This window comes from Kineosporia sp. R_H_3 (assembly GCF_002198675.1).
In the GTDB taxonomy this organism is placed as follows: domain Bacteria; phylum Actinomycetota; class Actinomycetes; order Actinomycetales; family Kineosporiaceae; genus R-H-3.
In genome coordinates, this window is sequence record NZ_MWLL01000085.1 from 24,685 (window position 1) to 47,299 (window position 22,615).

Genomic DNA, 22,615 nt, shown 5'->3' on the forward strand with positions numbered 1-22,615 from the left:
AGCGTGGGACGGGCCCGCGCGGGAGAGTCCCGCATCAAGCAGCAGCAGCCGTGGACGCAGCACCTGCTGCGCTGGGGTGCGCTCGTCTCCGTCTTCACCACGGCCGTGGTCCTCACCGGCGGCACCCTGGTCTGGCTGGCCGAGCGGCACGCCTCCGGCGCCAACCTGCGGCACTGGGGCGACGCCGCCTGGTGGGCGGTGACGACCCTGACGACCGTCGGGTACGGCGAGCACTACCCGGTGACCCTGCTCGGGCGGCTCGTCGCGGTCTGCATCATGGCCGCCGGGGTCGCGATCATCGGTGCCGTCGCGGCGATCGTCGCGTACGCGTTCGCCGGCCGGCTCGCGACCCGGCTCGAGGAGGCCGTCCGGCAGGTCGAGCACCAGGTCGAGCACGTCGGCGAGGAGGTCGAGGAGGTCGAGGCCGAGGTGAGCGGACGGCGCCCCGGCCCGCACCGCGGCGCGCTCCAGGAGATCGTCGTCGGCGTCGCCGATGCCGACACGGCCGACTCCCTCACCTGGCTGCTCGCGCGTCTGGGCTGGCACCCTGCGGCCGGGGACGACGGCATCGGCTGGCGCGCCGGCGCCGTCCTCCTGCGGATCGCCGTCCGCCCGTGGGACGCCCCCGTCGGCATCCAGGGCCGGCTCACCTTCGGGGCCGGCTCCCCCGAACGCCTCGCCCGGATCACCCGCGAGTCGGGCCGCCACGGCTTCCACGCCGTCCACGTCGTCGTCGCCCCCGACGGTTCGCTGCCGGCCGGCCACACCGGCCCCGTGACGCTGCGCACGCACGCCGGCTTCGAGGTCGTCCTGACGACGTCCTGACGGCGGCCCGGCGCCCCGTAGGGTCGACGTGTGACGAAAGTAGCCATCATCGGGGCGGGCGCCGTCGGCGCCGCCATCGCGTACGCGGCGCAGATCCGGGGCGTCTGCCGGCAGCTCGCACTGTACGACCTGAACCCGCAGAAGGTCCGTGCCGAGGTGCTCGACCTCAACCACGGCATGCAGTTCACGCCGATGGCGCAGATCACCGGCGGCGACGACCTCGAGGTCTGCCGCGACGCCGACGTCGTCGTCATCACCGCGGGTGCCAAGCAGCACCCGGGGCAGACCCGGCTGGACCTGGCGGCCGCGAACGTCGAGATGTGCCGCACGCTCGTCCCGCGCCTCGTCGACCTCGCCCCGGCCGCGCACCTGCTCGTCGTGACGAACCCGGTGGACGTCGTGACGATGGCCGCGCTGAAGTTCTCCGGCCTCCCGGCGAACCGGGTCTTCGGCTCGGGCACGGTGCTCGACTCGTCCCGGCTGCGGTTCCTCATCGCGCAGCACACCGGCGTCGCCGTCCAGAACGTCCACGCGTACATCGCCGGCGAGCACGGCGACTCCGAGGTCCCGCTGTGGTCGACCGCGACGATCGGCGGCATCCCGGTCACCGACTGGGACGGCGCGAACGGCCGCCTCGACGCCGCGACCCGGACGGCGATCCACGAGCGGGTCGTCGGCGCCGCCTACGAGATCATCGCGGGCAAGGGCGCGACGAGCCTGGCGATCGGGCTGGCCGTCTCCCGCATCCTCGAGGCCGTCCTCAAGGACGAGAACCGGGTGCTCCCGGTGAGCTCGATGCTCGACGACGTGCACGGGATCGGCGGGGTCTGCCTCTCGATGCCGTCGGTCGTGGGGCGCGACGGCGTCGAGGCCGTGCTCCCCACGCCGCTCGGCGCGGGCGAGAGCGACGCGCTCCACGCCTCGGCGGGGGCGGTCGCGGCGGTGGCCAAGGATCTGGGACTGTAGGCCCATGGCACGCGTGACACGTGGGATCGGGTTCGGCATCGACATCGGCGGGAGCGGCATCAAGGGCGCTCCGGTCGACCTCGCGGCGGGGGCCTTCAACGCCGAGCGGCTGCGGATCCCCACCCCCTCCCCGTCCACCCCGGAGGCGGTCGCCGAGGTCGTCGGCCAGATCGTGTCCTCGTTCGGCCGTGCGTCGGGCACCCGGCCGATCGGCGTGACCTTCCCGGCGGTCATCCAGCACGGCGTCGCGCGCACGGCCGCGAACGTCGACAAGGCCTGGGTCGACACCGACGTCGACGCGCTCATGACGGCCAAGCTCGGTCGCGCCGTCCACGTCATCAACGACGCGGACGCCGCGGGCCTGGCCGAGGCGCGCTACGGCGCCGCCAAGGGGGTCAAGGGCGTGGTCTTCCTCGCGACCCTCGGCACCGGCATCGGCAGCGCCCTCATCGTCGACGGCCAGCTCGTCCCCAACACCGAGCTCGGGCACCTGGAGATCGACGGCAAGGACGCCGAGTCCCGCGCCGCGGACAGTGTCCGGGACGCCGAGGACCTCACCTGGGAGCAGTGGGCCAAGCGGCTCCAGAAGTACTTCTCGACGGTGGAGAACCTCTTCTGGCCCGACCTCATCGTCGTCGGCGGCGGCGTGAGCAAGAAGAGCGCGAAGTTCCTCCCGCTCCTCAAGCTCCGGGCCCCGATCGTGCCCGCCGGGCTGCTCAACGACGGCGGGATCGTCGGCGCGGCCGTCGCCGCCGCCGAGCTCGGCAGCTGACCCGCGGCCGCTGACCGCGACGGGTGCGCCGGCGTCAGCCGACGAGCACCCGCTCCCCCGGCCGCGGCACGACGGCGCACCACCCGAGCTCGGCGCGCACCCGCGCGGCGAGCGTGGCGGCGGCGTCCGGCTCGCCGTGGACGAGGTAGCACACCTCGGGCTCGCGCGGCGAGGACCGCAGCCAGGCGAGGATGTCGTCGGCGTCCGCGTGCACGGAGAACTCGTCGAGCGCGACGACCTCGGCCCGGACCGGCACGTACTTGCCGTGGATCTTCACCTCGGTGGCGCCCTCGACGAGCGCCCGCCCCCGGGTGCCGACGGCCTGGTAGCCGACGAGGAGCACCGTGTTGCGGCGGTCCGGCAGCAGGTGCGCGAGGTGGTGGACGACCCGCCCGCCGGACGCCATCCCGGACGCCGACAGGATGATGCACGGGCTGCCGGGGCTGTTGAGGCGCATCGACTCCTCGGCGCTGCGGGCCTCCCTCAGGTCGCCGGTCTCGAACGGGTCGAAGCCCGCGTGCACGTCCGCCACCGGCCCGGGCCGCAGCCCGCCGGCCCCGGCGGACAGCGCCTGCCGGTAGACCCGCAGCGCGGCGAGGGCCATCGGGCTGTCGAGGTACACCGGCAGGGTCGGGACGGCGCCCGAGCGCATGAGGTCGGCCAGGGCGAGCAGGACGACCTCGGTCCGGTCGACGGCGAACGCCGGGACGACGAGCACCCCGTCGCGGGCCGCGGTGCGCCGGACGGCGTCCGCAAGGGCGGCCGTCGAGGGCTCCGGGTGCCGGCGGTCGCCGTACGTCGACTCGACGACGAGCGCGTCCGCGGCCGGCGGCGGGCCGGGCGGCAGGAGCAGCGGGTGCCCCGGGCGGCCGAGGTCGCCGGAGAACGCGACGACGGCCGGGCCCGGCCGCCGGTCGGCGGGACCGCACTCGACCCGGACGACGGGCATCGCCGAGCCGAGGATGTGCCCCGCCGGCGGCAGCTCGACGACGACCCCCGGGACGGCCTCGACGGGGTGGTCCTCCGGGACGACCTCGAGCAGCGCGATCGCCTTCTCGGCGTCCGCCTCGTCGTACAGCGGCTGCGGGGCGCTGTGCCGGGACCAGCCGCCGACGCGGGCGTCCCGTGCCTCCTCCTCGGCGAGCTTCGCGCTGTCGCGCAGCACGATCGCCGCGAGCTCGGCGGTGCCCGCGGTGCAGAGCACCCGCCCGTCGAAGCCCTGCCGGACCAGCGCCGGCAGGTAGCCGCAGTGGTCGAGGTGGGCGTGGCTGAGGACGACCGCGTCGATCCCTGCCGGCGCGACGGGCAGCGGTGCCCAGTTCTGCCGGCGCAGCTCGCGGGTGCCCTGGAAGAGCCCGCAGTCGACGAGCAGCCGGTGGCCGCCGTGGACGAGGAGCGTCTTGCTCCCGGTCACCGTGCCGGCGCCGCCGAGGAAGGTCATGGACGTGGGAGCGGTCATGACGACACCTCCGGGTGTCGGGCAGGGGCGGGTGCGGGGACCGTGCGACGGGACCGAGCCGCTGCGGCCTTCTGGGCGGCGTCCGCGAGGAGCACCGCCGGGATGGCGCAGGCGGCGACGAGCCAGCCGAGCAGGTTCGGCGGCGAGCCGCCGAGGAGGTCGGCGAGCGGGCGCACCCAGAGGAAGAGCGCGAGGGCGCCGAGCTCGGCGGCGACCGCACCGAGGAGCAGCCTGTTGTCGCGCAGCGACCACAGGCCGACGGGGCGGGCGGCGCTGCGGCAGGCGAAGGCGTTCGCGAGCTGGCCGAGGACGACGGCCGCGAAGGCGGTCCCGGACGCCGTCGCGAGCAGCCCGGCGTCCGGCACCGCCGCCCAGACCCAGCCGCCGGCGACGAGCACGGCCGTGAAGGCGGCGAGCTCGACGACCGCCTCGGCGGGGCCGAGGACGCCGAACACCCGCAGCAGCACCTGCCGGTCGACGAGCTCGCCGGTGCGGGCCGGCCCGTCGAGGACGCGCGGGCTCGGCGGCTCGGACCCGAGGGCGAGCGCCGGGAGCAGGTCGGTGCCGATGTCGAGCGCGAGCACCTGGAGGACGGCGAGGGCGAGCGGGTAGCGACCGGCGGTGAGTGCCCAGGCGACGAACGGGGCGAGCTCGGCGACGTTGTCCGTGAGGTGGTACGTGAGGAAGCGCCGGACGTTGCTGTACGTGGCCCGGCCGAGCGCGACCGCGGAGACGATCGTCGCGAACCGGTCGTCGAGCAGCACGAGGTCGGCGGCCTCGCGGGCGACGTCCGTGCCGGAGGCGCCCATCGCGACCCCCACGTCCGCGGCCCGCAGCGCCGGACCGTCGTTGACGCCGTCCCCCGTCATCGCGACGACGTGCCCGCGGGCCTGGAGCGCGGCGGCGATCCGCAGCTTGTCCTCCGGGGTGACCCGGGCGACGACGACGCCGTCGCGGTCGAGCAGCGCCCCGAGCGCCGCGACGTCCGACGGCAGGTCCGCGCCGGCGACGACGAGCGCCTCGACGCCGTGCGGCACGAGCCCGGTCTCCCGGGCGATCGCGAGCGCCGTCGCCGGGTGGTCCCCGGTGACCATGGCGACCCGGATCCCGGCGTGCCGGCAGAGCGCCAGCGCCTCGGCGACGTCGTCCCGCGGCGGGTCCTCGAGCCCGACGAGCCCGAGCAGCTCGAGGCCCTGCTCGTCGTCCGTGACCTGCCCGTCGGGTCGGCCGCCCCGCGCGACCGCGAGCACCCGCAGCCCCAGCCCGCTGAGCGCCTCGAGCGCCCCCCACGCCGGGTGCGCCGGGTCCGCTGCGGCCCTGCAGAGGGGCAGGACGGCGTCCGCCCCGCCCTTGACGACGACCTCCCCGGGCAGTTCGACGGACATCCGCCGCCGCTGCGGGTCGAACGGCCGGCGCCGCAGCAGCGGTCGCTCCCGTTCGTCGGTGTCGACGTCCGCGCCGGCGCGCAGCGCGAGCACGTGGAGGGCGACCTCCATCGGGTCGCCCTGCGGCCGCCAGCGCCCCGCGACCCGCACGAGCCGGCCCGACGAGCAGCGGGTCGCGGCGAGCGCGAGCGGCGCGACGCGGGCCACGGCGGCGTCCGGCCCGGTGAGCCGGCCCACCGGGGACCAGCCGTCCCCGACGACCCGCACCTCGCCGTCCGGCGTCCAGACCCGGACGGCGGTCATCTCGTTGCGGGTCAGGGTGCCGGTCTTGTCGGTGCAGATGAACGTCGTCGAGCCGAGCGTCTCGACGGCCTCGAGGTGGCGGACCAGCGCGTGCCGGCCGGCCATGAGCTGCGCGGACCGGGCGAGCGACAGCGTGACCGTCGGGAGCAGCCCCTCCGGGACGAGTGCGACGGTGACGCCGATCGCGAAGAGGAACCCGTCGGACGGCGACGTGCCGAGGAGCAGCGCGAGCCCGAAGAAGGCGACGCCGACGCCGACCGCGAGCACGGCGACGACGGTGACGACGCGGTCCAGCCGGCGGGCGAGCGGGCTCGGCGGGCGGTGGCCGCCCTCGGTGAGGTGCGCGACGGCCGCGAGCCGGGTCGAGGCGCCGGTCCCGGTGACGGTGCACGAGGCGTCGCCGGTGACGACGAACGAACCCGCGCTGACCTGGTCGCCGGTGCCGCGCCGGGCCGGGACGCTCTCGCCGGTGAGGCTGGACTCGTCGACGGCGAGGTCCGCGGCGTCGACGAGGACGCCGTCCGCGCTGAGCCGGTCCCCCGCCTCGACGACCATGAGGTCCCCGACGACGAGGTCGGCGGCGTCGACGGTCGTCCTGCGGCCGTCCCGGACGACGACGACCCGGGCCGGGAGCATCTCGCGCAGCCGGGCACCCGCCCGGTCCGCGCGCCACTCCTGGGCGAAGGCGAAGAACCCGTTGAGGACGACGACGACCGCGATCGCGACGGCGAGCTGCGGCATCCCCGCCACGGCCGCGAGCCCGGCGGCGCCCCAGAGCAGGAGGGCGAAGAAGTGCACCATCTGCCGCAGCAGCAGCCGCGCCGCGGACGGACCCCGGGCGACGGGCATGAGGTTCGGGCCGTCGGTCCGCAGCCGGAAGGCGGCCTCCGCAGAGGTGAGGCCGGGCATGCGTCCAGCCTTCTCCGAGGGTGCGGGACGGCGTGGGGTCCTACGTCCCCGCGAGGCGGAGCGGGCCGGTCAGGGGCGGATCAGCCCTCGAAGTAGCGGTCGATGTCGTCGGCGTCCGACAGGGCCGCACTGCTCTCGGCGACGGACTGCAGGTACGCGAGCGCCTGCTCCCGGCCCATGGACGACGTCGCGAGCGAGCCGGCGATCGAGGCGAGCGCGGTGGTGAACGCGAGGCGTGCGGTGTCGCTCTCCGAGGCCTCGGTGAGGATGAAGTGCATCGCCTCGTGGTCGCTGAGCACCTGGAACCGGATGAACGCGGCGGCGCGCTGGTTGGCCCGGGCAGCTTCGCGGCGCTCGATCGTGGACATGGGACCAGGCAACCCACTGCCGGGGCCGATGGCAAGCGGGCGCGACCCCGCCCCACCCGCTCGGGCGCTGCGCGATCGCCCGGGGAGAGCCACACCACGACGTTTCGCAGTCGTCAGGTGACGCTCTGAATATCGTTACGGATAGCCACAGAACCACCGCAACCCGTCTCCGCCGAATGGTCGATCTTCGCGTCAAGCCCCCCGGGAGCCGCCCTCCGCAGCCGTAGCGTCTGCTGCGCGGCGCCCTCGACGTCCCCCGTGTCGAGGGCGCCGCAACCATGTGCGGGCTACGGTCGACGGATGCTCGTCTGGATCAACGGTCCGTTCGGCGTCGGCAAGACGCAGACGGCGTTCGAGCTGCACCGGCGGCTACCCGGCAGCGTCGTCTGCGACCCCGAGGAGGTCGGCTACGGCCTGCACCGGGTGCTGCCTCCGGCGTTGCGCAGCGACTTCCAGGACCTGCGCGCGTGGCGGGACGGTGTCGTCGAGACGCTCGACCTCACGCTGCGGCACCACGACGGCGTCGTCCTGGCCCCGATGACGGTCACCGACCCGACGTACTTCGCGCAGACGGTCGGCCGGCTGCGCGACCTCGGGCACGACGTCCGGCACTTCAGCCTGCTCGCGCGCCGCGAGGTGGTCCTCGACCGGCTCGCCGAGCGCGGCCTCGGGCACGTGGCCCGCGCCGTCCTCGGCCGCGAGCGCCTGCTGCGCGGCGAGAGCTTCGCCGTCCGGCGGCTCGACGCCGCGCTGGACGCGCTGCGGGCGGAGATGTTCGCCGACCAGGTCGACACCGAGGCCGGCGGCGTCAGCGAGGTCGCCGACCGGATCGCGGCGTCGTGCGGGCTCGCGCTCCTGCCGAACACCGACGGCCGGGTCCGGGCCGCCGTGAGGCGGGCCGGGGTCGGGCTTCGGCACGTCCGGATCGGCTGACCGGGCGTCGGATCAGATCATCCGGACCGGTTGGCCCGTGACCGACGCGACGACCTCGAAGTCCTTGTCGGCGGTGAGCAGCGTAAGTCGCTCCCGTTCCGCGGTGGCGGCGACGAGGAGGTCGACCGGACCTGCGGAGCGGTGGTGCCCGGTCAGCGTGAGCGCCTCCTGCACCTCGGCCGCCCGCTCGAACCCGCCGTCCGCCATGGGGACCCAGCCGAAGACGCGCCGCAGGGTGCGCTGCTTGTCGAGGCGGTCGGCGAGGGAGCGCGCGGAGTAGAGGAACTCGAGCTCGACGGCCGGGCACACGCAGACGACGCCGGAGGTGAGGTGGTCGGCCCAGACGTCGCGCAGCGGCCTGGTGAGGATGCGGAACAGCGCGGACGTGTCGATGAGGAAGAGCGCGCGGCTCACCGCCGGTAGGTGGTCTCGTCGGCGATGAACTCGTCGAAGTCACCGCGGTCGGCCATCTCGCCGAGGTGCTCCAGGGCCCGCAGCCGGACCAGGCGTTCGCTGACCTCGCGCAGGGCGGCGTTGACGGTGTCCTTCTTGGTCTTCGTCCCCAGCACCTCGGCCGCGGCGGCGAGCGCCTCGTCGTCGATCTCGATGGGGGTCTTGGTCATCGCCATCGCGCGCCTCCTGACAGCTGGGGTTCCCTGGATATCCTAGACGCCTTTCCTCGATATCCGAAGTACCCTCGCGGCCGGCACTCCCGTGGCCGTCCCTGGCGGCGCAGTACCGTGGCGGGGTGTTCGTGCAGCGTGTGGAGATCGCCGTCCGCGACGGGCGGGAGTCGGCCTTCGAGGCCGCCCTGTGCGAGGTGCGCCAGCAGGTCTTCATGACCCGCGGCTTCCGCGACTTCACCGTCGCCCAGGGCGTGGAGGAGCCGGGCACCTACATGGTGCAGGTGCTCTGGGAGACCGCCGACGAGTTGCTCGAGTTCACCGGCTCGGGGCGCTTCGAACGCTGCTGGGCACCCGTCGAGCCGTTCCTCGCGCGGTCGCTGCGGGTCGACCACCTCGTCGAGCGGCACGGCCTCGGCCTGCAGGGGCCGGGCGTGCTGACGGACCTCGTCTGAGGTCCGTCAGCACTGCGGGCGGACGAGCCGGACTGTAAGCCGGATCCTGTGCCTCCGGCGGACCGGAGGCGGCGGCCATCCATCTCGGGGCGCCGTTGCCGACGCCCTCCAGCGACCTACCCGGGAGCTCGGGCGGGCAGCCCTCGGGCGCTCCCTGTTCGGTCTTGCTCCGGGTGGGGTTTACCGAGCCGCACCGGTCACCCGGCACGCTGGTGGTCTCTTACACCACCGTTTCACCCTTACCGGCCGGCTCGCGCCGCCCGGCGGTCTGTTCTCTGTGGCACTGTCCCGCGGGTCACCCCGGGTGGGTGTTACCCACCACCCTGCCCTTCGGAGTCCGGACTTTCCTCGGCGGTGACCTCACGGCCACCGACGCGACCGCCCGTCCGGCTCGTCCGCGGGCCAGCCTAGTGCCCGTCACCCCACCGGGACGACGCGCACCGACCCCGCCTCGACGTCCACGGCCTCGAGCCGCATCTTGAGCGCCGTCCCGACGGTGAGCGGCCCCTGCGCGCGGACGAGCACCGCCGGGTCGAGCAGCTGGACCTTGCCGCTCGCGCCGTCCTTGCCGACGTCGACCGCGACGGCGTCGAAGACCTCACCGACCCGGTCGGCGAGGACGGCGGCCTCGACGACGTCGACGCAGCGCCGCTCGAGCTCGCCCGCGAGCCGGTCGGACGCCGCCATCGCCTCGGGGAGCGCCGGCAGCGCCTCCCGGACCCAGCCGGGGACCTCGCCGCCGGACGCCACCGCGTGGCTCACGAGCAGGCCGAACCGGTCGACGAGCCGACGCAGCGGCGCGGTGACGTGCGCGTACGGCGCGGCGACCGCGGCGTGCGTTCGCACCGGCGGCTCGGTGCCGTCGAACGGCGTGTACCCGGCGCCGCGGAACAGCGCGCCGGCCTCGTGCATCGCCGCGAGGTGCGCGGGGACGTCCCGGTCGAGGCGGCGCAGGAACTCGCCGTACGGCTCGTCGCGGGTCCACGGGACGCCGAGCGCCGCGACCTGGCGCCGGTACCGCTCGACGGCGTGCGGCTCGGGGGCCGGCAGCGTGCGGAGCAGGCCGATGCCCGCACGGAGCATGAGGTCCGCGGCGGCCATCCCGGTCATGAGCGAGAGCTGGGCGTTCCAGTCCTCCGACGGCAGCGCGGGCCGCAGGACGACCCGGTAGCAGCCGTCCTGCGCGACGACGTCCTGCTCGGGCAGCGGCAGGCTCGCCCCGCCGCGGGCGCGCTCCTGGGCCTGGCGCGCCGTCCCGATCTCGCGCAGCAGCACCGCGAGCGCGGCGACCTCGTCGTCGGGCAACGACACGGGCGCCGCACCGGACGACGGGTGCGCGTCGGCCGCCGCCTGCACCTGGCCGTAGTCGAGCCGGGCCCGGGAGCGGACGACGGCCCGCACGAGGTCGAGGTGCTCGACCGCACCGTCGGGCGCGAGGTCGAAGCGCCAGACGAACGCGGGCCGGTCGACGTCCGGGAGCAGGCTCGCGGCGTCCTCGCTGAGCACCTCGGGGTGCAGCGGGGTGCGCCGGTCGGGGGCGTACAGGGTCTGCCCGCGCCGCCGTGCCTCGGCGTCGACGAGGCCGCCGGGCGCGAGGAACGCCGGGACGTCGGCGATCGCGTAGTCGACGTGCCAGCCGCCCCCGTCGCGCCGGGACAGCGCCATCGCCTGGTCGAGGTCCGTGGAGCCGACCGGGTCGACCGTCGCGAACGGGACGTCCCGCAGGTCGACCCGGCCGCCGCCGGCGCCGTCGCCGGTCGTCGCGGCGGCCGCGGCCGCCGCGTCGACGACCGGCCCGGGGAACGCGGCGGGCACCCCGAGGTCGTCGCGGATGCGCCCGAACCGCCGGGTCAGCGCGGCCACCGACGCGGCGTCGTCGCCACGGACCCTGATCGATCGACGAACCATGGCGGCACCCTACGCACTCATGCGCCGCCCGGCCGCACGACGTCGAGCGCCGTGCGGGTGCGTGCGAGCGCCCCGCGGACGGCGCCCGTCGAGCGGCCGAGCCGGGCCTCGACGTCGCGGAGCACCGGCAGGAACAGGGCACCGGCCCGCTGGTGGGCCCGGCGCCCCTCCCGGGTCAGCTCGACCCGGTACGAGCGGCCGTCGTCCGGGTGCGGCAGCCGGCGCACGTGCCCGCGCGCCTCGAACCGCCGGACGTAGCTCGACACGGTCGTCGGCGGGGCCGCCATCCACGACGCGAGCTCGCCCGGCGTCAGCGGCGCGGCGACGAGCACCGAGTAGACGGCGAACTCGTCGGCCGTCAGCCCGGCCGGGCGCAGGGCCTCGTCGAGCACCGACGTCGCAGCCCTCGAGGCCAGCCACAGGTCGAAGAGAACGTTGGTCCCCGATGCGTCGTCCGTCATGCCCTTGACGATATCTGCTGCGAACTCGTACTTTCTAGATACTACGAGATCGCATTACTTGGAGATCGCCATGACCCTCACGACCCCGACGACCGCGACGACCACGGGTGCGATGGCCGGCCGGGCGGCGACGCGTCCGCGCCTGTCCCGGCCCGCGGTCCTGCTGCCCGTCGCCGCCGCCTGGACCGCCCTGGCCGGTCTGCTCTTCGCGGGCACCGGGCGGTTCTCGCTCGCCGCCGTCGAGGCCGCGTGCGCGGGCCCGGCGCCGGACGTCACGTTCGCCCCCGCACCGGCCGCCGTCCGCGACTTCGCCCGCACCTGCGGCGCGCAGGGCCTGGCCGCGTACCGCGACCTGCAGGTCGTCGACCTGCTGTACCCCGCGGTCACCGCCCTCCTGCTCGCCGGCCTGGCCCTGCTGCTCGGCCGACGCGCCGGCGTCCGCCCCGCCCTGCTCACCCTCGCACCGGCCCTCGCGGCGGTCGGCGACTACACCGAGAACGTGGCGGCCTGGGCCCTCGTCCGGGCCGGCACCGCGGCCCCCGACTGGGTCGGCCCGGTCTTCCGCACGGGCTCGCTCGTCAAGAACGTCGCATCCTGGGCCGCCTGGACGTCGGTCCTGGCGCTGGCCGTCTGGGCGTTCGCCCGCTGGACGCTGCACCGGCGGCGGGCCGCCTGACCGCGCGCACGGGTCACCGCGGCGGGGGTCCGAGGATCTCGATGCGGTGCAGTGCGGCGGCGTGCCCGAGCGCCGCCGGGTCGACCGGGCCGGGCTCGGGCAGCCGCCGCTCGGCGGCGGGGACACCGACCGCGGCGGCGAAGTCCTCGAACCCGGCCGGGGTGGTGAGCTGCAGCGCCACGAGCGGGGCGTCGGCGCCGACCCGGAACGCGTGCGGCTCCCCCTTCGGCAGGAGCACGAAGTCCCCCGCCCCGGCGGCCAGCCTGCTGCCGGCGCAGAGGAACTCGGCCGCCCCGGAGAGCACGTAGAACATCTCGTCCTCGACGAGGTGCCGGTGCAGCGGCGGCGCGAAACCGGCCGGGTTGACGAAGTGGGCGACCGTGAGCGCACCGCCGGTCACCGCGCCGGTCGCCTTGAGCGTCACGAGGTTGTCGAGGAACCAGAGCGCCTCCCCCTCGTCGGGGCGGAGCAGGTAGGGGGACGCGGCGACGGCCGGCTCGGTCATGGCGGACCACTTTCACTAGATAATCAGTATGGTGAATAGGTGGCTAGTATGACGACGTGGCGATGGACGTCAAGCCCCCGGCCGACGGCGCACGGCGGCCCTACCGCTCGGCGGTGCGCGCCGAGTCCGCGCGGCGCACCCGCGCGGCCGTCGTCCGCGCCGCCCACGACCTCTTCCTCGAGCACGGGTACGGCGGCACCTCGCTCGCGGACGTCGCGCTCCGTGCCGGCGTCGCCCGCCCGACCGTCGTCGCGGCGTTCGGCACCAAACCCGCTCTGCTGAAACGGGTCCTCGACGAGGCGCTGGCCGGGGACGACGAGCCGGTGCCGGTCCGCGACCGGCCCTGGTTCGCCCCCGTCTGGGACGCCGGGACGGCTGCCGACGCGTTGCGCGCCTACGCGGACGTCTGCCTGCTCATCGGCCGGCGCGCCGGGCACGTCGTCGAGGTCGTCCGGCGGGCGACCGACTCCGCGCCCGAGGTCGCCGACCTCTGGGAGGGCTGGCTGCGCGGGCGGCGGGCCGGCGCCGCGATGGTCGTCGAGCGCGACGTCGTCAGCGCAGCGCTGCGCCCCGGGCTCACCCCGGCCACCGCCGCCGACGTGCTGTGGACCCTCAACGACCCGGACCTCTTCGTCGGCCTCGTCGAGCACCAGGGCTGGGCCGAGGAGGCCTTCCGGGAGTGGCTCGCCGACACGATGGCGCGGCTGCTGCTCGACGAACCGCAGCAGGCCCCGCAGCAGCACGCCGCGCGGCGCACCCGCCCGCGCCGTTAGTCTCCGGACCCGTGCTCATCCTCCTGCCGCCGTCGGAGTCGAAGAACCCGCCGCCGCGGCGCGGCAACCCCGTCGACCTGGCGAAGCTCTCCTTCCCCGCGCTGACGGCGCTGCGCGCCCAGGTGCTCGACGCCCTCGTCGAGACGAGCGGCCGGGACGACGCGTTCGCCCGGCTCGACGTCGGCCCGTCGCTGGCAGCCGAGGTCGAACGCAACACCCGGCTGCCCGAGCTGCCGGCCAGGCCCGCGCTCGAGGTCTACAACGGCGTCCTCTACGACGCGCTCGACGCGAAGACCCTCTCCCCCGCCGCCAGGCGACGTGCCGGCAGCCGGCTCGTCATCGTGTCGGGCCTGTGGGGCGCCGTCCGGCCGACCGACCGGATCCCCGCCTACCGCTGCAACGTCTGCGCCCGTCTGGTCGGCCTGGGCACCCTCGAGCCCGCCTGGCGCGAGGTGCTCCCCGCCGTCCTCGCCGAGGCCGCCGGCCCCAAGGGCGTCGTCGTCGACTGCCGGTCGTCCAGCTACCTGGCGATGGGCCGCGTCCCCGCGCTCGGCACCCGCACCGTCGAGGTCCGCGTGCTCCGTGACGAGGCGGGCAGGCGCAACGTCGTCAGCCACATGGCCAAGCACACCCGCGGCGAGGTCGCCCGGCACCTGCTCGAGTCCGGCGCCGACCCGCGGACCGTCGAGGGCCTCGCCGAGGCGCTCGCGGACCGCTGGGACGTCGAGCTGCACCGCCCGCCGAGGCCGGGTCGTCCCTGGACCGTGGACGTCGTCGTCCAGGGCTGAGGGAGGGCGCCGGAGGCCGGCCGTACCGTGGCCCCATGACGCCCGAGGAGTTCCGCGTGGCGGCGCACGCGCTCGTCGACTGGATCGCCGACCACCGCGCCCGCATCCCCGACCTGCCCGTGCAGGCGACGACGCGCCCCGGTGAGGTGGCGGCCGCGCTCCCGGCGCACGCACCCGAGACCCCCGAGGCGTTCGAGGCGGTCCTCGCCGACCTCGACCGGGTCGTCGTCCCGGGCATCACCCAGACCCAGCACCCGGCGTTCTTCGGCTGGTTCCCCTCGAACGCCTCGCTCGCGTCCGTCCTCGGGGACTTCGCGTCCTCGGGTGTCGCCGCCCTCGGCATCACGTGGCAGTCCGCGCCCGCGCTGACCGAGGTCGAGGAGGTCGTCACCGACTGGCTGCGCGACCTGACGGGTCTCTCGCCCGCCTGGAAGGGCGCGATCCACGACACGGCCTCCACGGCGTGCCTCGTCGCCCTGCTCGCCGCCCGGGAGCGCGCGACCGGCTACTGCGAGACCCGCGGCGGCCTGCAGGCCGAACCGGCGCCGCTCGTCGTCTACACCTCGCCGCACGCGCACTCCTCCGTCGCGAAGGCGGCCCTGCTCGCCGGGTTCGGCAAGGACAACCTGCGCCTCGTCGACGTCGACCCGGTGACGTACGCGATGCGCCCGGAGGCGCTCGCGACGGCGATGGCGGACGACGTCGCGGCGGGACGCCGTCCGGCCGCCGTCGTCGCCGCCGTCGGGACGACCGGCACGACCGCGACGGACCCGGTGCGCCCCGTCGTCGAGGTGGCGGCCGCCCACGGCGCCTGGGTGCACGTCGACGCCGCGATGGCGGGCTCGGCGCTCCTGCTGCCGGAGTGCCGGCACCTCGTCGACGGCGTCGAGGGCGCGGACTCGCTCTCGTGGAACCCGCACAAGTGGATGGGCACGATCCTCGACTGCTCGCTGCTCTACGTGCGCGACGTCGAGCACCTCGTGCGGGTCATGTCGACGAACCCGTCGTACCTGCGGTCGGCGGCTGACGGCGAGGTCACCCAGTACAAGGACTGGGGGGTCCCGCTCGGGCGCCGGTTCCGCGCGCTCAAGCTGTGGTTCCACCTGCGCCTGGACGGCGTCGACGCGATCCGGGCCCGGCTGCGGCGCGACCTCGCGAACGCGCAGTGGTTCGCCGGGCAGGTGCGCGCCGAGCCGGGCTGGCGGGTGCTCGCACCCGTCGACCTGCAGACGGTCTGCGTGCGGCACGAGCCCGACGGCCTCGCCGGTGACGCCCTCGACGCGCACACGCTCGCCTGGGCCGGGGCGGTCAACGACTCGGGGACCGCGTTCGTCACGCCGTCCCTGCTCGACGGCAGGTGGATGGTCCGGGTCTCGATCGGTGCGGAGGCGACCGAGCGGGCCGACGTCGCGGCGCTGTGGGACCTGCTCCGGAAGGAGGCGGCCCGGCGCGAAACGGCCCGGCACGGAGCATGACCCCGTGCCGGACCGCCCGCCCGGCGCGGCCGGGGCACCGGCCGGCCGGACGACGACCGGCTGCTCAGCCGGAGAGCGTCGGGACCCGGGCGGACGGCGGACCCGCGGCGCCGGGGCCGGCGGGGCGGCCGGTGCCGCGCACGCCGACGGCGAGGAGCACGACCCCGGCGGCGAGGCCGACGAGCCCCAGGACGATCAGCCCGAGCGCCGCGGCCCCGAGGGCCGGGAAGGTGGCCGCGACGTCCGCCCGGACGTCGACACCGGGCGACGAGTCGGCGTTGAGGACGACGATCGTCCAGTCGCCGCGCGACACGTCCCACGCCAGGGAGCGTCGCCCGGCGCCCGTCGCGGAGGCGACCCAGAAGGTCTGCGCGGCCGGTGCGGCCGGCGTCCCGTCACCGACGTGCTCGGCGTACGTGACCTGGTCGCCCCGGATGGTGCGCACCGTGGCGTAGGAGCTGCCGGTGAGGTAGCGGGTGACGTCCTGCGTCGGGGCGATCCCGACGAAGACCCGGTCCGCCGGATCCTGCGGCGTCACGCGGACCCGGACCGTGCCGAGCATGTGGGACAGCGCCCAGTCCGCGCCGCTCCCCTCGAGCAGCACGCTGTCCGTCGTCACCGCCGACCCGGCGGTCGCGAACGTGGCGTCACCCGAGGTGAGGTAGTCGCCGTCGCGGGCGAACCGGTCGGCGGCGCCGAGCGCGGCGCCCGTCAGCAGCGGCCCGGTGGAGAGCAGGGCGAGCAGGCTGCCGGCGACCACGAGTCCGACCCGGCCCGCGCCCCAGTCGCCCCCGGCGAGCGGCCGGCCGGCCGGAGCGGGCGGTGCCGGTTCGGCACCTCGCCCGGCGGTGCCGGGATCGGTGCCGCCGAGGTCGAGCCGGAACGGCGGGTACACGTCGGTCATGAGCGCGCTGTACGCGGCCACCCGGAGCACCCAGCGGTCGAGCCCGAGGACGATGTCGAAGAGCGGCTCCGGGTAGGAGCCCCGGACGAGCAGGACGACGCCCGCGACGAGCACGAGGATGCCGACGAGACCGCCGCTCCCCCAACGCCACGCGTCGTCGCGCTCGGACGACGCCACCCAGGCACCGCCGCCGACGAGGAGCCCGACGACGACGTAGTGCGGGATGGCGAGCAGCCACCACTTCACGAGGACGAGGCCGCGGGACAGCCGCGGCGGGTAGGCGACGTCGAACCGGGCCGGGTAGTCGGGGACGTCCGCGAGCGTGAACGGCGGGTACCGGTCGGTGCCGAGGGCACCGCTGCCGTAGTACGCGACGCGCCAGCCCCAGCGCATGACGCCGACGTTGAAGTCGAACACCGCGCGCGGGTACCGGCCGGTGAACAGGATCGAGAAGAAGGCCACGACGGTCATGACGCAGAACGCGACCCACAGGAACGCCAGGCAGATGTAGTGCGGGACGAGCAGGATCCACTTGACGAGCCACAGCCACCGCGACAGGTGGGGGTCGAGGGCCGCGTCCACGGTGACCGGGTAGGCCGGTGCGGAGGACATGGCGAATCACCACTTCTCTTTCGGGCGGCCTCCAGTCTTCCCGGTCCGGAACGCGATGGTTCGGGGCGTATGTCCTTGATCCCCGGCGGTCGGGACCCGCGCCTGCGCCCGCGGCGTCTCCGGCGTCCTTGACACTGCGTCCTGCCGATGCGTAGATGCCGCGACGCCGATGTCGTCCCCACCCCGAGGAGCGCCCCGTGGACCTTCCGTCCGGAGTCACGTCGCACACCGCGCAGACCGCGCGCCTGACCACGCACTGGATCGAGTCCGGGCCGCAGGACGGCGTCCCCGTGGTGCTCGTGCACGGCAACCTCTCGACGGGGCGGTTCTACGAGCACGTCCTCCCGGGCGCGCCGGGCCGGTTCCGTTTCATCGCCCCGGACATGCGGGGCTTCGGGGACAGCGAGAAGGCCGACCTCGACGCGACCCGCGGGCTGCGCGACTGGTCGGACGACGTCAAGGCGCTCGTCGACCACCTCGGCATCACCGCCCCGATCCACCTCGCGGGCTGGTCGACCGGCGGCGCGGCGATCTCGCACTACGCCCTGGACCACGGCGGCGTCGCCTCGCTGACGTACATCGACCCGGTGTCCCCGTACGGGTTCGGCGGCGTCCACCGGGACGGCACGCCGTCCTTCCCGGACCACGCCGGCTCCGGCGGCGGCACCGGCAGCCCGGACTTCGTCGCCCGCCTGCGCGACGGCGACCGCGGCACCGACTCGCCGTTCTCGCCGCGCAACGTCATGCGGACGTCGTACTGGGCGAGCACCCACACCGTCGACCCCGAGCGCGAGGACATGCTCGTCGACGAGGTCCTCAAGTCGCTCATCGGCGACGGCGGCTACCCCGGCGACACGACGACGTCGGAGAACTGGCCGGGCGTCGCGCCGGGCACCAAGGGCATCCTCAACGCCCTGTCCCCCAAGTACTGCAACTGGTCCTCGATCGTCGACCTCGACCCGAAGCCGCCGATCCTGTGGACCCACGGCGAGGCCGACATCGTCGTCGCCGACGGCTCCGCGTGGGAGATGGGCACCCTCGGCGCGGCCGGGCACGTCCCCGGCTGGCCGGGCGCCGACGTCATGCCGCCGCAGCTCATGGTCACCCAGCTCCGCGACGTCTTCACCGCTTACGCCGACAAGGGCGGCTCGGTGCGGATGGAGATCATCCCCGGCTCCGGCCACGGCCCGGTGTTCGACAACGAGGCCGTCTGGACCGAGATGTTCTTCACGCACCTGGAGGCGGCCGCCGGCTGACCGGGGTCAGAACAGCTCGAGCTGGTCCTCGCACGCGGCGACCGGGCGGCCGCGACGCCGTCCGGTCGCGGCGGCCGTGAGGTCGACGGTCGCCACCGCGGCCCGAGCTGCCTGCTCGACGGCCTGGCCGACCGCGCGCGCGGTCGCCTCCCGCAGGTCGGCGAGCTCGGCGAGCGTCGGCACCACCCGCACCTCCCACGGCGCGGGCTCCTCCGCGAGGCGCAGCGCCTTGGGCACGGTGTCGTAGCCGTTCGGCGCCCACGGCGGCGGTTCGCCGCCGACGAGCGCCCAGAGCGAGCGGCCGAGCCGGATCCCGCGCGCCCGCAGCGCCGCGATGAGCCGGGACGGCTCGAGCGGCAGCCGCAGCTCGTCGAGGTCGGGCAGCGGCAGGTCGTCGTGCATCGTCATGAGGTGCCGGTTGAGCTCGACGACGTCCCGGGTGTCCGGGTCCGCGAGGGCGGCGGCGCAGGCGGCCCCGACGACCGCCTCGACCTCCGCGGCGCGGTCGTCGTCCAACGCGTGCAGCGCGGCGTCGAGCGACCCGAAGGCGCCGAGCAGCCGGGCGGCCGTCTTCTCGCCGATCCCCGCGACGCCCGGCAGGTTGTCGCTCGGGTCGCCGCGCAGCGCTGCGAGGTCGCGGTAGTGCGCGGGCAGCACCCCGTAGGCGGTGCGGACCTGGGTCGGGGTGACGAGCGACCCGGCCTCGACACCGCCGTCGCCCACGCGCAGCACGGACGTCGTGTCGTCGACGAGGGCGAAGGTGTCCCGGTCGCTCGTCACGAGCACGCTGCGCCAGCCGGCCTCCCGGGCCAGGGCCGCCCCGGACGCCATGACGTCGTCCCCCTCGTAGCCGCGCACGCACGCGAACGGCACCCCGGCCGCACCGAGCAGGTCCGGCGCGAGGTCGAGCTGGACCTGCAGGTCGTGGTCCTTCTCCGGGCGGTGCGCCTTGTAGGCCGCGTGCCGGCCGGCCCGGACCGACTGCTCGTGCGAGTCGAGGGCGACGAGGACGGCGTCCGGCCGCAGCCGTGCGGCGGCCTGGGCGAGCGCCGTGACGAGGCCGCGCAGCGCCCACGTCGGGCGGCCGAGCGCGTCCCGCTCGTCGTCGCCCGCCATGCCGTGGTACGCCCGGTGGAGCAGGCCGTCGCCGTCGAGGACGACGAGCAGCGGCGGCTCCGACGGCGTGCGCCCGGGCGACGCGGCGGAGGAGGCGCCCCGCTGCGCCCCCCGTACCGTCTGCGCCGTCACGGGTCCCAGCATCCCCCGAGAGGGCCCTGCAGAGGAAGCGGATCGTTCGAACAGGTGTCCAGCGTGTCGCGCCGCCTCGGGCAGGGCCCGTGCCTCAGCCGCCGGCGCCCCGCCCGAGCCGCACCGCGATGCCGTCGAGCACGATCCCGAGCCCGATCTCGAAGAGCGCGTCGAGGTCGAACTCGCTGTCGTCCGTGACGTCTGCGGCCCGGGTCAGGCGCGGGAAGCGCTCACCCGCGCGGCCCGCCGCAGCGGCGAACGCGGCCTCGCGCTGCGCCATCCACTCCGCCGCCGACATCCCGGTGTGCTGCTCGTCCTCGAGCTCGGTCTCCAGCTTCGCGCCCATCCCGTGGACGAAGCCCGCGACCGTCATCGCGAGCTGGAGCTGCTCGGTCGGGCCGACGCCCTCGTCGTCGAGCACGGCCATGAGCCACTCCGTCCACCGCATGCCCTCCGGTGCGAGCACCGGCCGGGTGAACGACATCGTCCCGGCGAGCCAGGGGTGCCGCCGGTGCAGGCCCCACTGCAACCGGGCGGCGTGCTCGAGCGCGGCACGCCAGCCCGCGGGCGGTCGCCGCGGCAGCGTGGTCTCCCCGAAGACCCGGTCGGTCATCAGCGTCACGAGCCGGTCCTTGCTCGGCACGAAGCGGTAGACCGCCATCGTCGGCAGCCCGAGCTCGCTGGCGATCCGGCGGATGGACATCGCCGTCATGCCCTCGGTGTCGGCGATGCGGACGGCGGTCGCCACGACCTCGGTGACCGTCACCCCGGGCGGCGGGCCGGAGCCGGGGCGGCCGCCCGGGCTCCGGCNACCTGATGGACAGACCGCCGTACCTGCGGATCCCGGACGCCGTCCGCGACCCGGGTGCCGACGCCCGGGACGACGACGGTGAGCCCTCGCTCGCGCAGCTCCGCGAGGGCCCGGGTGGCGGTCGCCAGGGCGACGCCGTGCTCGTCCCGCAGCCGGCGGGCGGAGGGCACGTCGTCGCCCGGCCGGAGCGTCCCGTCCTCGACGAGTGCCGCGACGGCGTCCGCGATCCGCAGGTACGGCGGTCTGTCCATCAGGTGCCCCACCCCTTCCCGAGCGTCCTAGGACACCCCACCGGTGTCCTACCCCGCGGACCTGGAACACGTTGAGCCCGCATGGTGACACTCCTACTGTCTCACCGTCCGTACACCGTACAGAAACGGCCGCACGCGTGGCCGGGAAGGAGCGCCATGACCGACCGTCCGGCCGTCGAGGCCGTCGGGCTCCGCAAGGCCTACGGCGACGACCACGCGCTCGCGGGTCTCGACCTCGTCGTCGGGGCCGGCACCGTCTGCGCCCTCCTCGGCCCCAACGGCGCCGGCAAGACGACGACCGTCCGGGTGCTCGCCACCCTCCTCGTCCCCGACGCGGGCACGGCCCGGGTCGCGGGCTTCGACGTGGTCCGCGAGCGTCACGAGGTCCGCCGCAGGCTCAGCCTCACCGGGCAGTCCACCGCCGTCGACGACGCCCTCACCGCGCAGGAGAACCTCCGCGTCGTCGCCCGGCTCGCCGGGCTGACCCGTCGCGCCGCCCGGGCTCGGACGGCGGACCTGCTCGACCTCGTCGACCTGGCGGACGTGGCCGGTCGTCGGGTCGCGACGTTCTCGGGCGGCATGCGCCGCCGCCTCGACCTCGCGCTCGGCCTCGTCACCGTGCCCGCCGTGATGCTCCTCGACGAGCCGACGACGGGGCTCGACCCGCGCAGCCGCCAGCAGCTGTGGCAGGTGGTCGCGGCGCTCGCGGCGGGCGGGACGGCCGTCCTGCTCACGACCCAGTACCTCGACGAGGCCGACCGGCTCGCGGACCAGGTGGTCGTCGTCGACGGCGGCCGGGTCGTCGCGCAGGGGTCGCCCGCCGCGCTCAAGGAACGGGTCGCGGCGCGGCGGCTCGAGGTCGTCCTCACCGACGCGGCGTCCCGGGCGGACGCCGTGCGCCGGCTCGGCGACCGGGTGCTCGCCGTCGACCCGGCCCGGGACGCCGTGAGCGTCGCCGTCGCCGACGCCACCGAGGTCCGCGCGGTGCTCGACCTCGTCGACCCCGACCGCACGACCGTGCGCGACCTCGCGCTCCGAGGGGCGTCGCTCGACGACGTCTTCCTCGCCCTCACCGGCCACGCCACCCCCACCAAGGAGCCGTCTCGTGCCTGACACCGCCGTCCTCGCCGTCACCCCCCGCACGACCCACGCACCCGCCGGCCCGCGTTCCGCCGCGACCGCGACCACCCAGGTCGTCGTCCTGACGGCGCGCTGCGCACGGCTGGCGGTCCGGCACGTCGACGGCCTCGTCACGGCCCTCGTCCTGCCGGTGGTCATCCTCGCCGTCTTCGTCTGGCTGTTCGGCGGCGCGGTGCGCGCGGACGGCCGCTACGTCGACGACGTCGTGCCGGGGATCGTCGCGATCTGCGCCGGCTTCGGCGCCGGCACGACCGCCGTGAGCGTCTGCCAGGACCTCGTCGGCGGCACCGTGGACCGGTTGCGGACGCTCGACGTCGGCGGCCCGGCCCTGCTCGCCGCGCACGTCGGCGTCGCCGTCGCGCGCAACCTCGTCTCGTCGGTCCTCGTCGTCGTCGTCGCGCTCGCCCTGGGCTTCCGCCCGCACGCCGGGGCCGCGGGCTGGTTCGTGGCCGCCCTCGTCGTCACCGCGTACCTCACGGCGATCACCTGGGTCGCGGCCTGCCTCGGGATGCTCGCGCGCTCCGCGGAAGGCGCGGGCGGCGCGACGATGGGTCTGATGTTCTTCGCCTACCCCAGCAGCGCGGTCGTCCCGGTGGACACGCTGCCCGCGTGGCTGCAGGGCTTCGCCGGGCACCAGCCGGTGACCCCGGTCGTCGACGGTCTCCGGGCCCTCCTGCACGGGACGCCGCCGTCCGAGGTCGCCGGGACCGTCGGGACGGCGTTCGCGTGGTGCGCCGCGATCGTCGCCGTGGCGGTCCTCGCGGCGGCGGTGCTGTTCCGCCGCCGCACGGCCTGACGCCGCCCGCCGG

General features: G+C 75.5%; 23 protein-coding genes, 1 other RNA gene and 1 pseudogene. 12 read left to right on the plus strand and 13 right to left on the minus strand.

All coding sequences use genetic code 11. From position 1 onward, the window contains the following. Positions 1-3: 3 nt before the first annotated feature. From ECOMGDLI_RS06165 to ppgK, 3 genes are read left to right on the plus strand one after another with little or no spacing between them, the layout of a single operon-like run. Positions 4-825 (plus strand): potassium channel family protein, encoded by an 822-nt coding sequence (locus tag ECOMGDLI_RS06165; protein WP_158220914.1) that lies wholly within the window; start codon positions 4-6, stop codon positions 823-825. 30 nt (positions 826-855) lie between these two features. Next, positions 856-1,791: an L-lactate dehydrogenase gene (locus ECOMGDLI_RS06170; protein ID WP_088315161.1), complete on the plus strand. Its 936-nt coding sequence runs from the start codon at positions 856-858 to the stop codon at positions 1,789-1,791. Between the two features lie 4 nt (positions 1,792-1,795). Next, positions 1,796-2,563 (plus strand): polyphosphate--glucose phosphotransferase, encoded by a 768-nt coding sequence (gene ppgK / locus ECOMGDLI_RS06175; RefSeq protein WP_088315163.1) that lies wholly within the window; start codon positions 1,796-1,798, stop codon positions 2,561-2,563. Between the two features lie 34 nt (positions 2,564-2,597). On the opposite strand, the gene ECOMGDLI_RS06180 is transcribed toward ppgK, so the two are convergent. From ECOMGDLI_RS06180 to ECOMGDLI_RS06190, 3 genes are all read right to left on the minus strand, one after another. Then, entirely contained in the window at positions 2,598-4,022 is a 1,425-nt protein-coding gene (locus ECOMGDLI_RS06180; RefSeq protein WP_088315165.1) for an MBL fold metallo-hydrolase RNA specificity domain-containing protein, read from the minus strand. After that, positions 4,019-6,619 (minus strand): cation-transporting P-type ATPase, encoded by a 2,601-nt coding sequence (locus tag ECOMGDLI_RS06185; RefSeq protein ID WP_088315167.1) that lies wholly within the window; start codon positions 6,617-6,619, stop codon positions 4,019-4,021. The genes ECOMGDLI_RS06180 and ECOMGDLI_RS06185 overlap by 4 nt, the downstream gene beginning before the upstream one ends. A gap of 80 nt (positions 6,620-6,699) precedes the next feature. After that, positions 6,700-6,987 carry a hypothetical protein gene (locus tag ECOMGDLI_RS06190; RefSeq protein WP_088315169.1) on the minus strand — a complete coding sequence of 96 codons (288 nt, stop codon included), beginning with the start codon at positions 6,985-6,987 and terminating at the stop codon, positions 6,700-6,702. Between the two features lie 300 nt (positions 6,988-7,287). Here ECOMGDLI_RS06190 and ECOMGDLI_RS06195 point away from each other — a divergent pair, with 300 nt between their 5' ends. Next, positions 7,288-7,920, plus strand: a complete 633-nt coding sequence (locus ECOMGDLI_RS06195; RefSeq protein WP_088315171.1) for an AAA family ATPase — start codon at positions 7,288-7,290, stop codon at positions 7,918-7,920. A 12-nt stretch (positions 7,921-7,932) separates the two neighbouring features. Here ECOMGDLI_RS06195 and ECOMGDLI_RS06200 read toward each other — a convergent pair whose 3' ends face one another. Continuing rightward, positions 7,933-8,334 carry a PIN domain nuclease gene (locus ECOMGDLI_RS06200; RefSeq protein WP_088315173.1) on the minus strand — a complete coding sequence of 134 codons (402 nt, stop codon included), beginning with the start codon at positions 8,332-8,334 and terminating at the stop codon, positions 7,933-7,935. After that, the gene (locus tag ECOMGDLI_RS06205; RefSeq protein WP_088315310.1) at positions 8,331-8,543 is read right to left on the minus strand and encodes a type II toxin-antitoxin system VapB family antitoxin; all 213 of its coding nucleotides are present in this window, start codon (positions 8,541-8,543) and stop codon (positions 8,331-8,333) included. The genes ECOMGDLI_RS06200 and ECOMGDLI_RS06205 overlap by 4 nt, the downstream gene beginning before the upstream one ends. A gap of 125 nt (positions 8,544-8,668) precedes the next feature. On the opposite strand from ECOMGDLI_RS06205, the gene ECOMGDLI_RS06210 reads away from it, so the two are divergent. After that, positions 8,669-8,998, plus strand: a complete 330-nt coding sequence (locus ECOMGDLI_RS06210; RefSeq protein ID WP_158220915.1) for a putative quinol monooxygenase — start codon at positions 8,669-8,671, stop codon at positions 8,996-8,998. A 19-nt stretch (positions 8,999-9,017) separates the two neighbouring features. Here the strand turns inward: ECOMGDLI_RS06210 and rnpB are convergent. The 3 genes from rnpB to ECOMGDLI_RS06225 all read right to left on the minus strand — a co-directional run bounded on the left by rnpB (position 9,018) and on the right by ECOMGDLI_RS06225 (position 11,367). Continuing rightward, positions 9,018-9,392: RNase P RNA component class A (rnpB, locus tag ECOMGDLI_RS06215), an RNA gene on the minus strand. 23 nt (positions 9,393-9,415) lie between these two features. Beyond that, entirely contained in the window at positions 9,416-10,906 is a 1,491-nt protein-coding gene (locus ECOMGDLI_RS06220) for an RNB domain-containing ribonuclease (RefSeq protein ID WP_088315177.1), read from the minus strand. A 17-nt stretch (positions 10,907-10,923) separates the two neighbouring features. Continuing rightward, positions 10,924-11,367 carry a MarR family winged helix-turn-helix transcriptional regulator gene (locus tag ECOMGDLI_RS06225; protein WP_088315179.1) on the minus strand — a complete coding sequence of 148 codons (444 nt, stop codon included), beginning with the start codon at positions 11,365-11,367 and terminating at the stop codon, positions 10,924-10,926. Positions 11,368-11,437: 70 nt separating this feature from the next. Here ECOMGDLI_RS06225 and ECOMGDLI_RS06230 point away from each other — a divergent pair, with 70 nt between their 5' ends. After that, positions 11,438-12,043, plus strand: coding sequence for a hypothetical protein (locus ECOMGDLI_RS06230; protein WP_088315180.1), 606 nt, complete (start codon positions 11,438-11,440; stop codon positions 12,041-12,043). Positions 12,044-12,056: 13 nt separating this feature from the next. Here ECOMGDLI_RS06230 and ECOMGDLI_RS06235 read toward each other — a convergent pair whose 3' ends face one another. Further along, positions 12,057-12,548, minus strand: a complete 492-nt coding sequence (locus ECOMGDLI_RS06235) for a cupin domain-containing protein (protein ID WP_088315182.1) — start codon at positions 12,546-12,548, stop codon at positions 12,057-12,059. 62 nt (positions 12,549-12,610) lie between these two features. Between ECOMGDLI_RS06235 and ECOMGDLI_RS06240 the strand changes: the two genes are divergently transcribed. Genes ECOMGDLI_RS06240 through ECOMGDLI_RS06250 form a run of 3 tightly spaced genes read left to right on the plus strand, consistent with a single transcriptional unit; the run spans position 12,611 to position 15,584 of the window. Further along, a complete protein-coding gene (locus ECOMGDLI_RS06240) occupies positions 12,611-13,321 on the plus strand; it encodes a TetR/AcrR family transcriptional regulator (RefSeq protein ID WP_088315184.1) in 711 nt (236 codons plus the stop codon). Positions 13,322-13,332: 11 nt separating this feature from the next. Further along, positions 13,333-14,109, plus strand: a complete 777-nt coding sequence (locus tag ECOMGDLI_RS06245; protein ID WP_088315185.1) for a YaaA family protein — start codon at positions 13,333-13,335, stop codon at positions 14,107-14,109. A 35-nt stretch (positions 14,110-14,144) separates the two neighbouring features. Continuing rightward, entirely contained in the window at positions 14,145-15,584 is a 1,440-nt protein-coding gene (locus ECOMGDLI_RS06250) for a pyridoxal-dependent decarboxylase (RefSeq protein WP_088315187.1), read from the plus strand. 64 nt (positions 15,585-15,648) lie between these two features. On the opposite strand, the gene ECOMGDLI_RS06255 is transcribed toward ECOMGDLI_RS06250, so the two are convergent. Beyond that, entirely contained in the window at positions 15,649-17,100 is a 1,452-nt protein-coding gene (locus tag ECOMGDLI_RS06255) for a DUF4389 domain-containing protein (RefSeq protein ID WP_088315189.1), read from the minus strand. Positions 17,101-17,297: 197 nt separating this feature from the next. On the opposite strand from ECOMGDLI_RS06255, the gene ECOMGDLI_RS06260 reads away from it, so the two are divergent. Further along, a complete protein-coding gene (locus tag ECOMGDLI_RS06260) occupies positions 17,298-18,356 on the plus strand; it encodes an alpha/beta fold hydrolase (protein WP_198954602.1) in 1,059 nt (352 codons plus the stop codon). Between the two features lie 6 nt (positions 18,357-18,362). Here ECOMGDLI_RS06260 and ECOMGDLI_RS06265 read toward each other — a convergent pair whose 3' ends face one another. The 3 genes and pseudogenes from ECOMGDLI_RS06265 to ECOMGDLI_RS36715 all read right to left on the minus strand — a co-directional run. Beyond that, positions 18,363-19,604: a 5'-3' exonuclease H3TH domain-containing protein gene (locus ECOMGDLI_RS06265; RefSeq protein ID WP_158220916.1), complete on the minus strand. Its 1,242-nt coding sequence runs from the start codon at positions 19,602-19,604 to the stop codon at positions 18,363-18,365. Between the two features lie 94 nt (positions 19,605-19,698). Beyond that, positions 19,699-20,316: a TetR/AcrR family transcriptional regulator C-terminal domain-containing protein gene (locus tag ECOMGDLI_RS36710; protein WP_369812723.1), complete on the minus strand. Its 618-nt coding sequence runs from the start codon at positions 20,314-20,316 to the stop codon at positions 19,699-19,701. Between the two features lie 99 nt (positions 20,317-20,415). Next, positions 20,416-20,666, minus strand: a pseudogene (locus ECOMGDLI_RS36715) (GntR family transcriptional regulator); the annotation flags it as partial. A gap of 156 nt (positions 20,667-20,822) precedes the next feature. Between ECOMGDLI_RS36715 and ECOMGDLI_RS06280 the strand changes: the two are divergent. Both ECOMGDLI_RS06280 and ECOMGDLI_RS06285 read left to right on the plus strand, forming a co-directional pair. Beyond that, positions 20,823-21,779, plus strand: a complete 957-nt coding sequence (locus ECOMGDLI_RS06280; RefSeq protein WP_198954603.1) for an ATP-binding cassette domain-containing protein — start codon at positions 20,823-20,825, stop codon at positions 21,777-21,779. Then, the gene (locus ECOMGDLI_RS06285; RefSeq protein ID WP_198954604.1) at positions 21,772-22,602 is read left to right on the plus strand and encodes an ABC transporter permease; all 831 of its coding nucleotides are present in this window, start codon (positions 21,772-21,774) and stop codon (positions 22,600-22,602) included. The genes ECOMGDLI_RS06280 and ECOMGDLI_RS06285 overlap by 8 nt, the downstream gene beginning before the upstream one ends. Positions 22,603-22,615 lie beyond the last annotated feature (13 nt).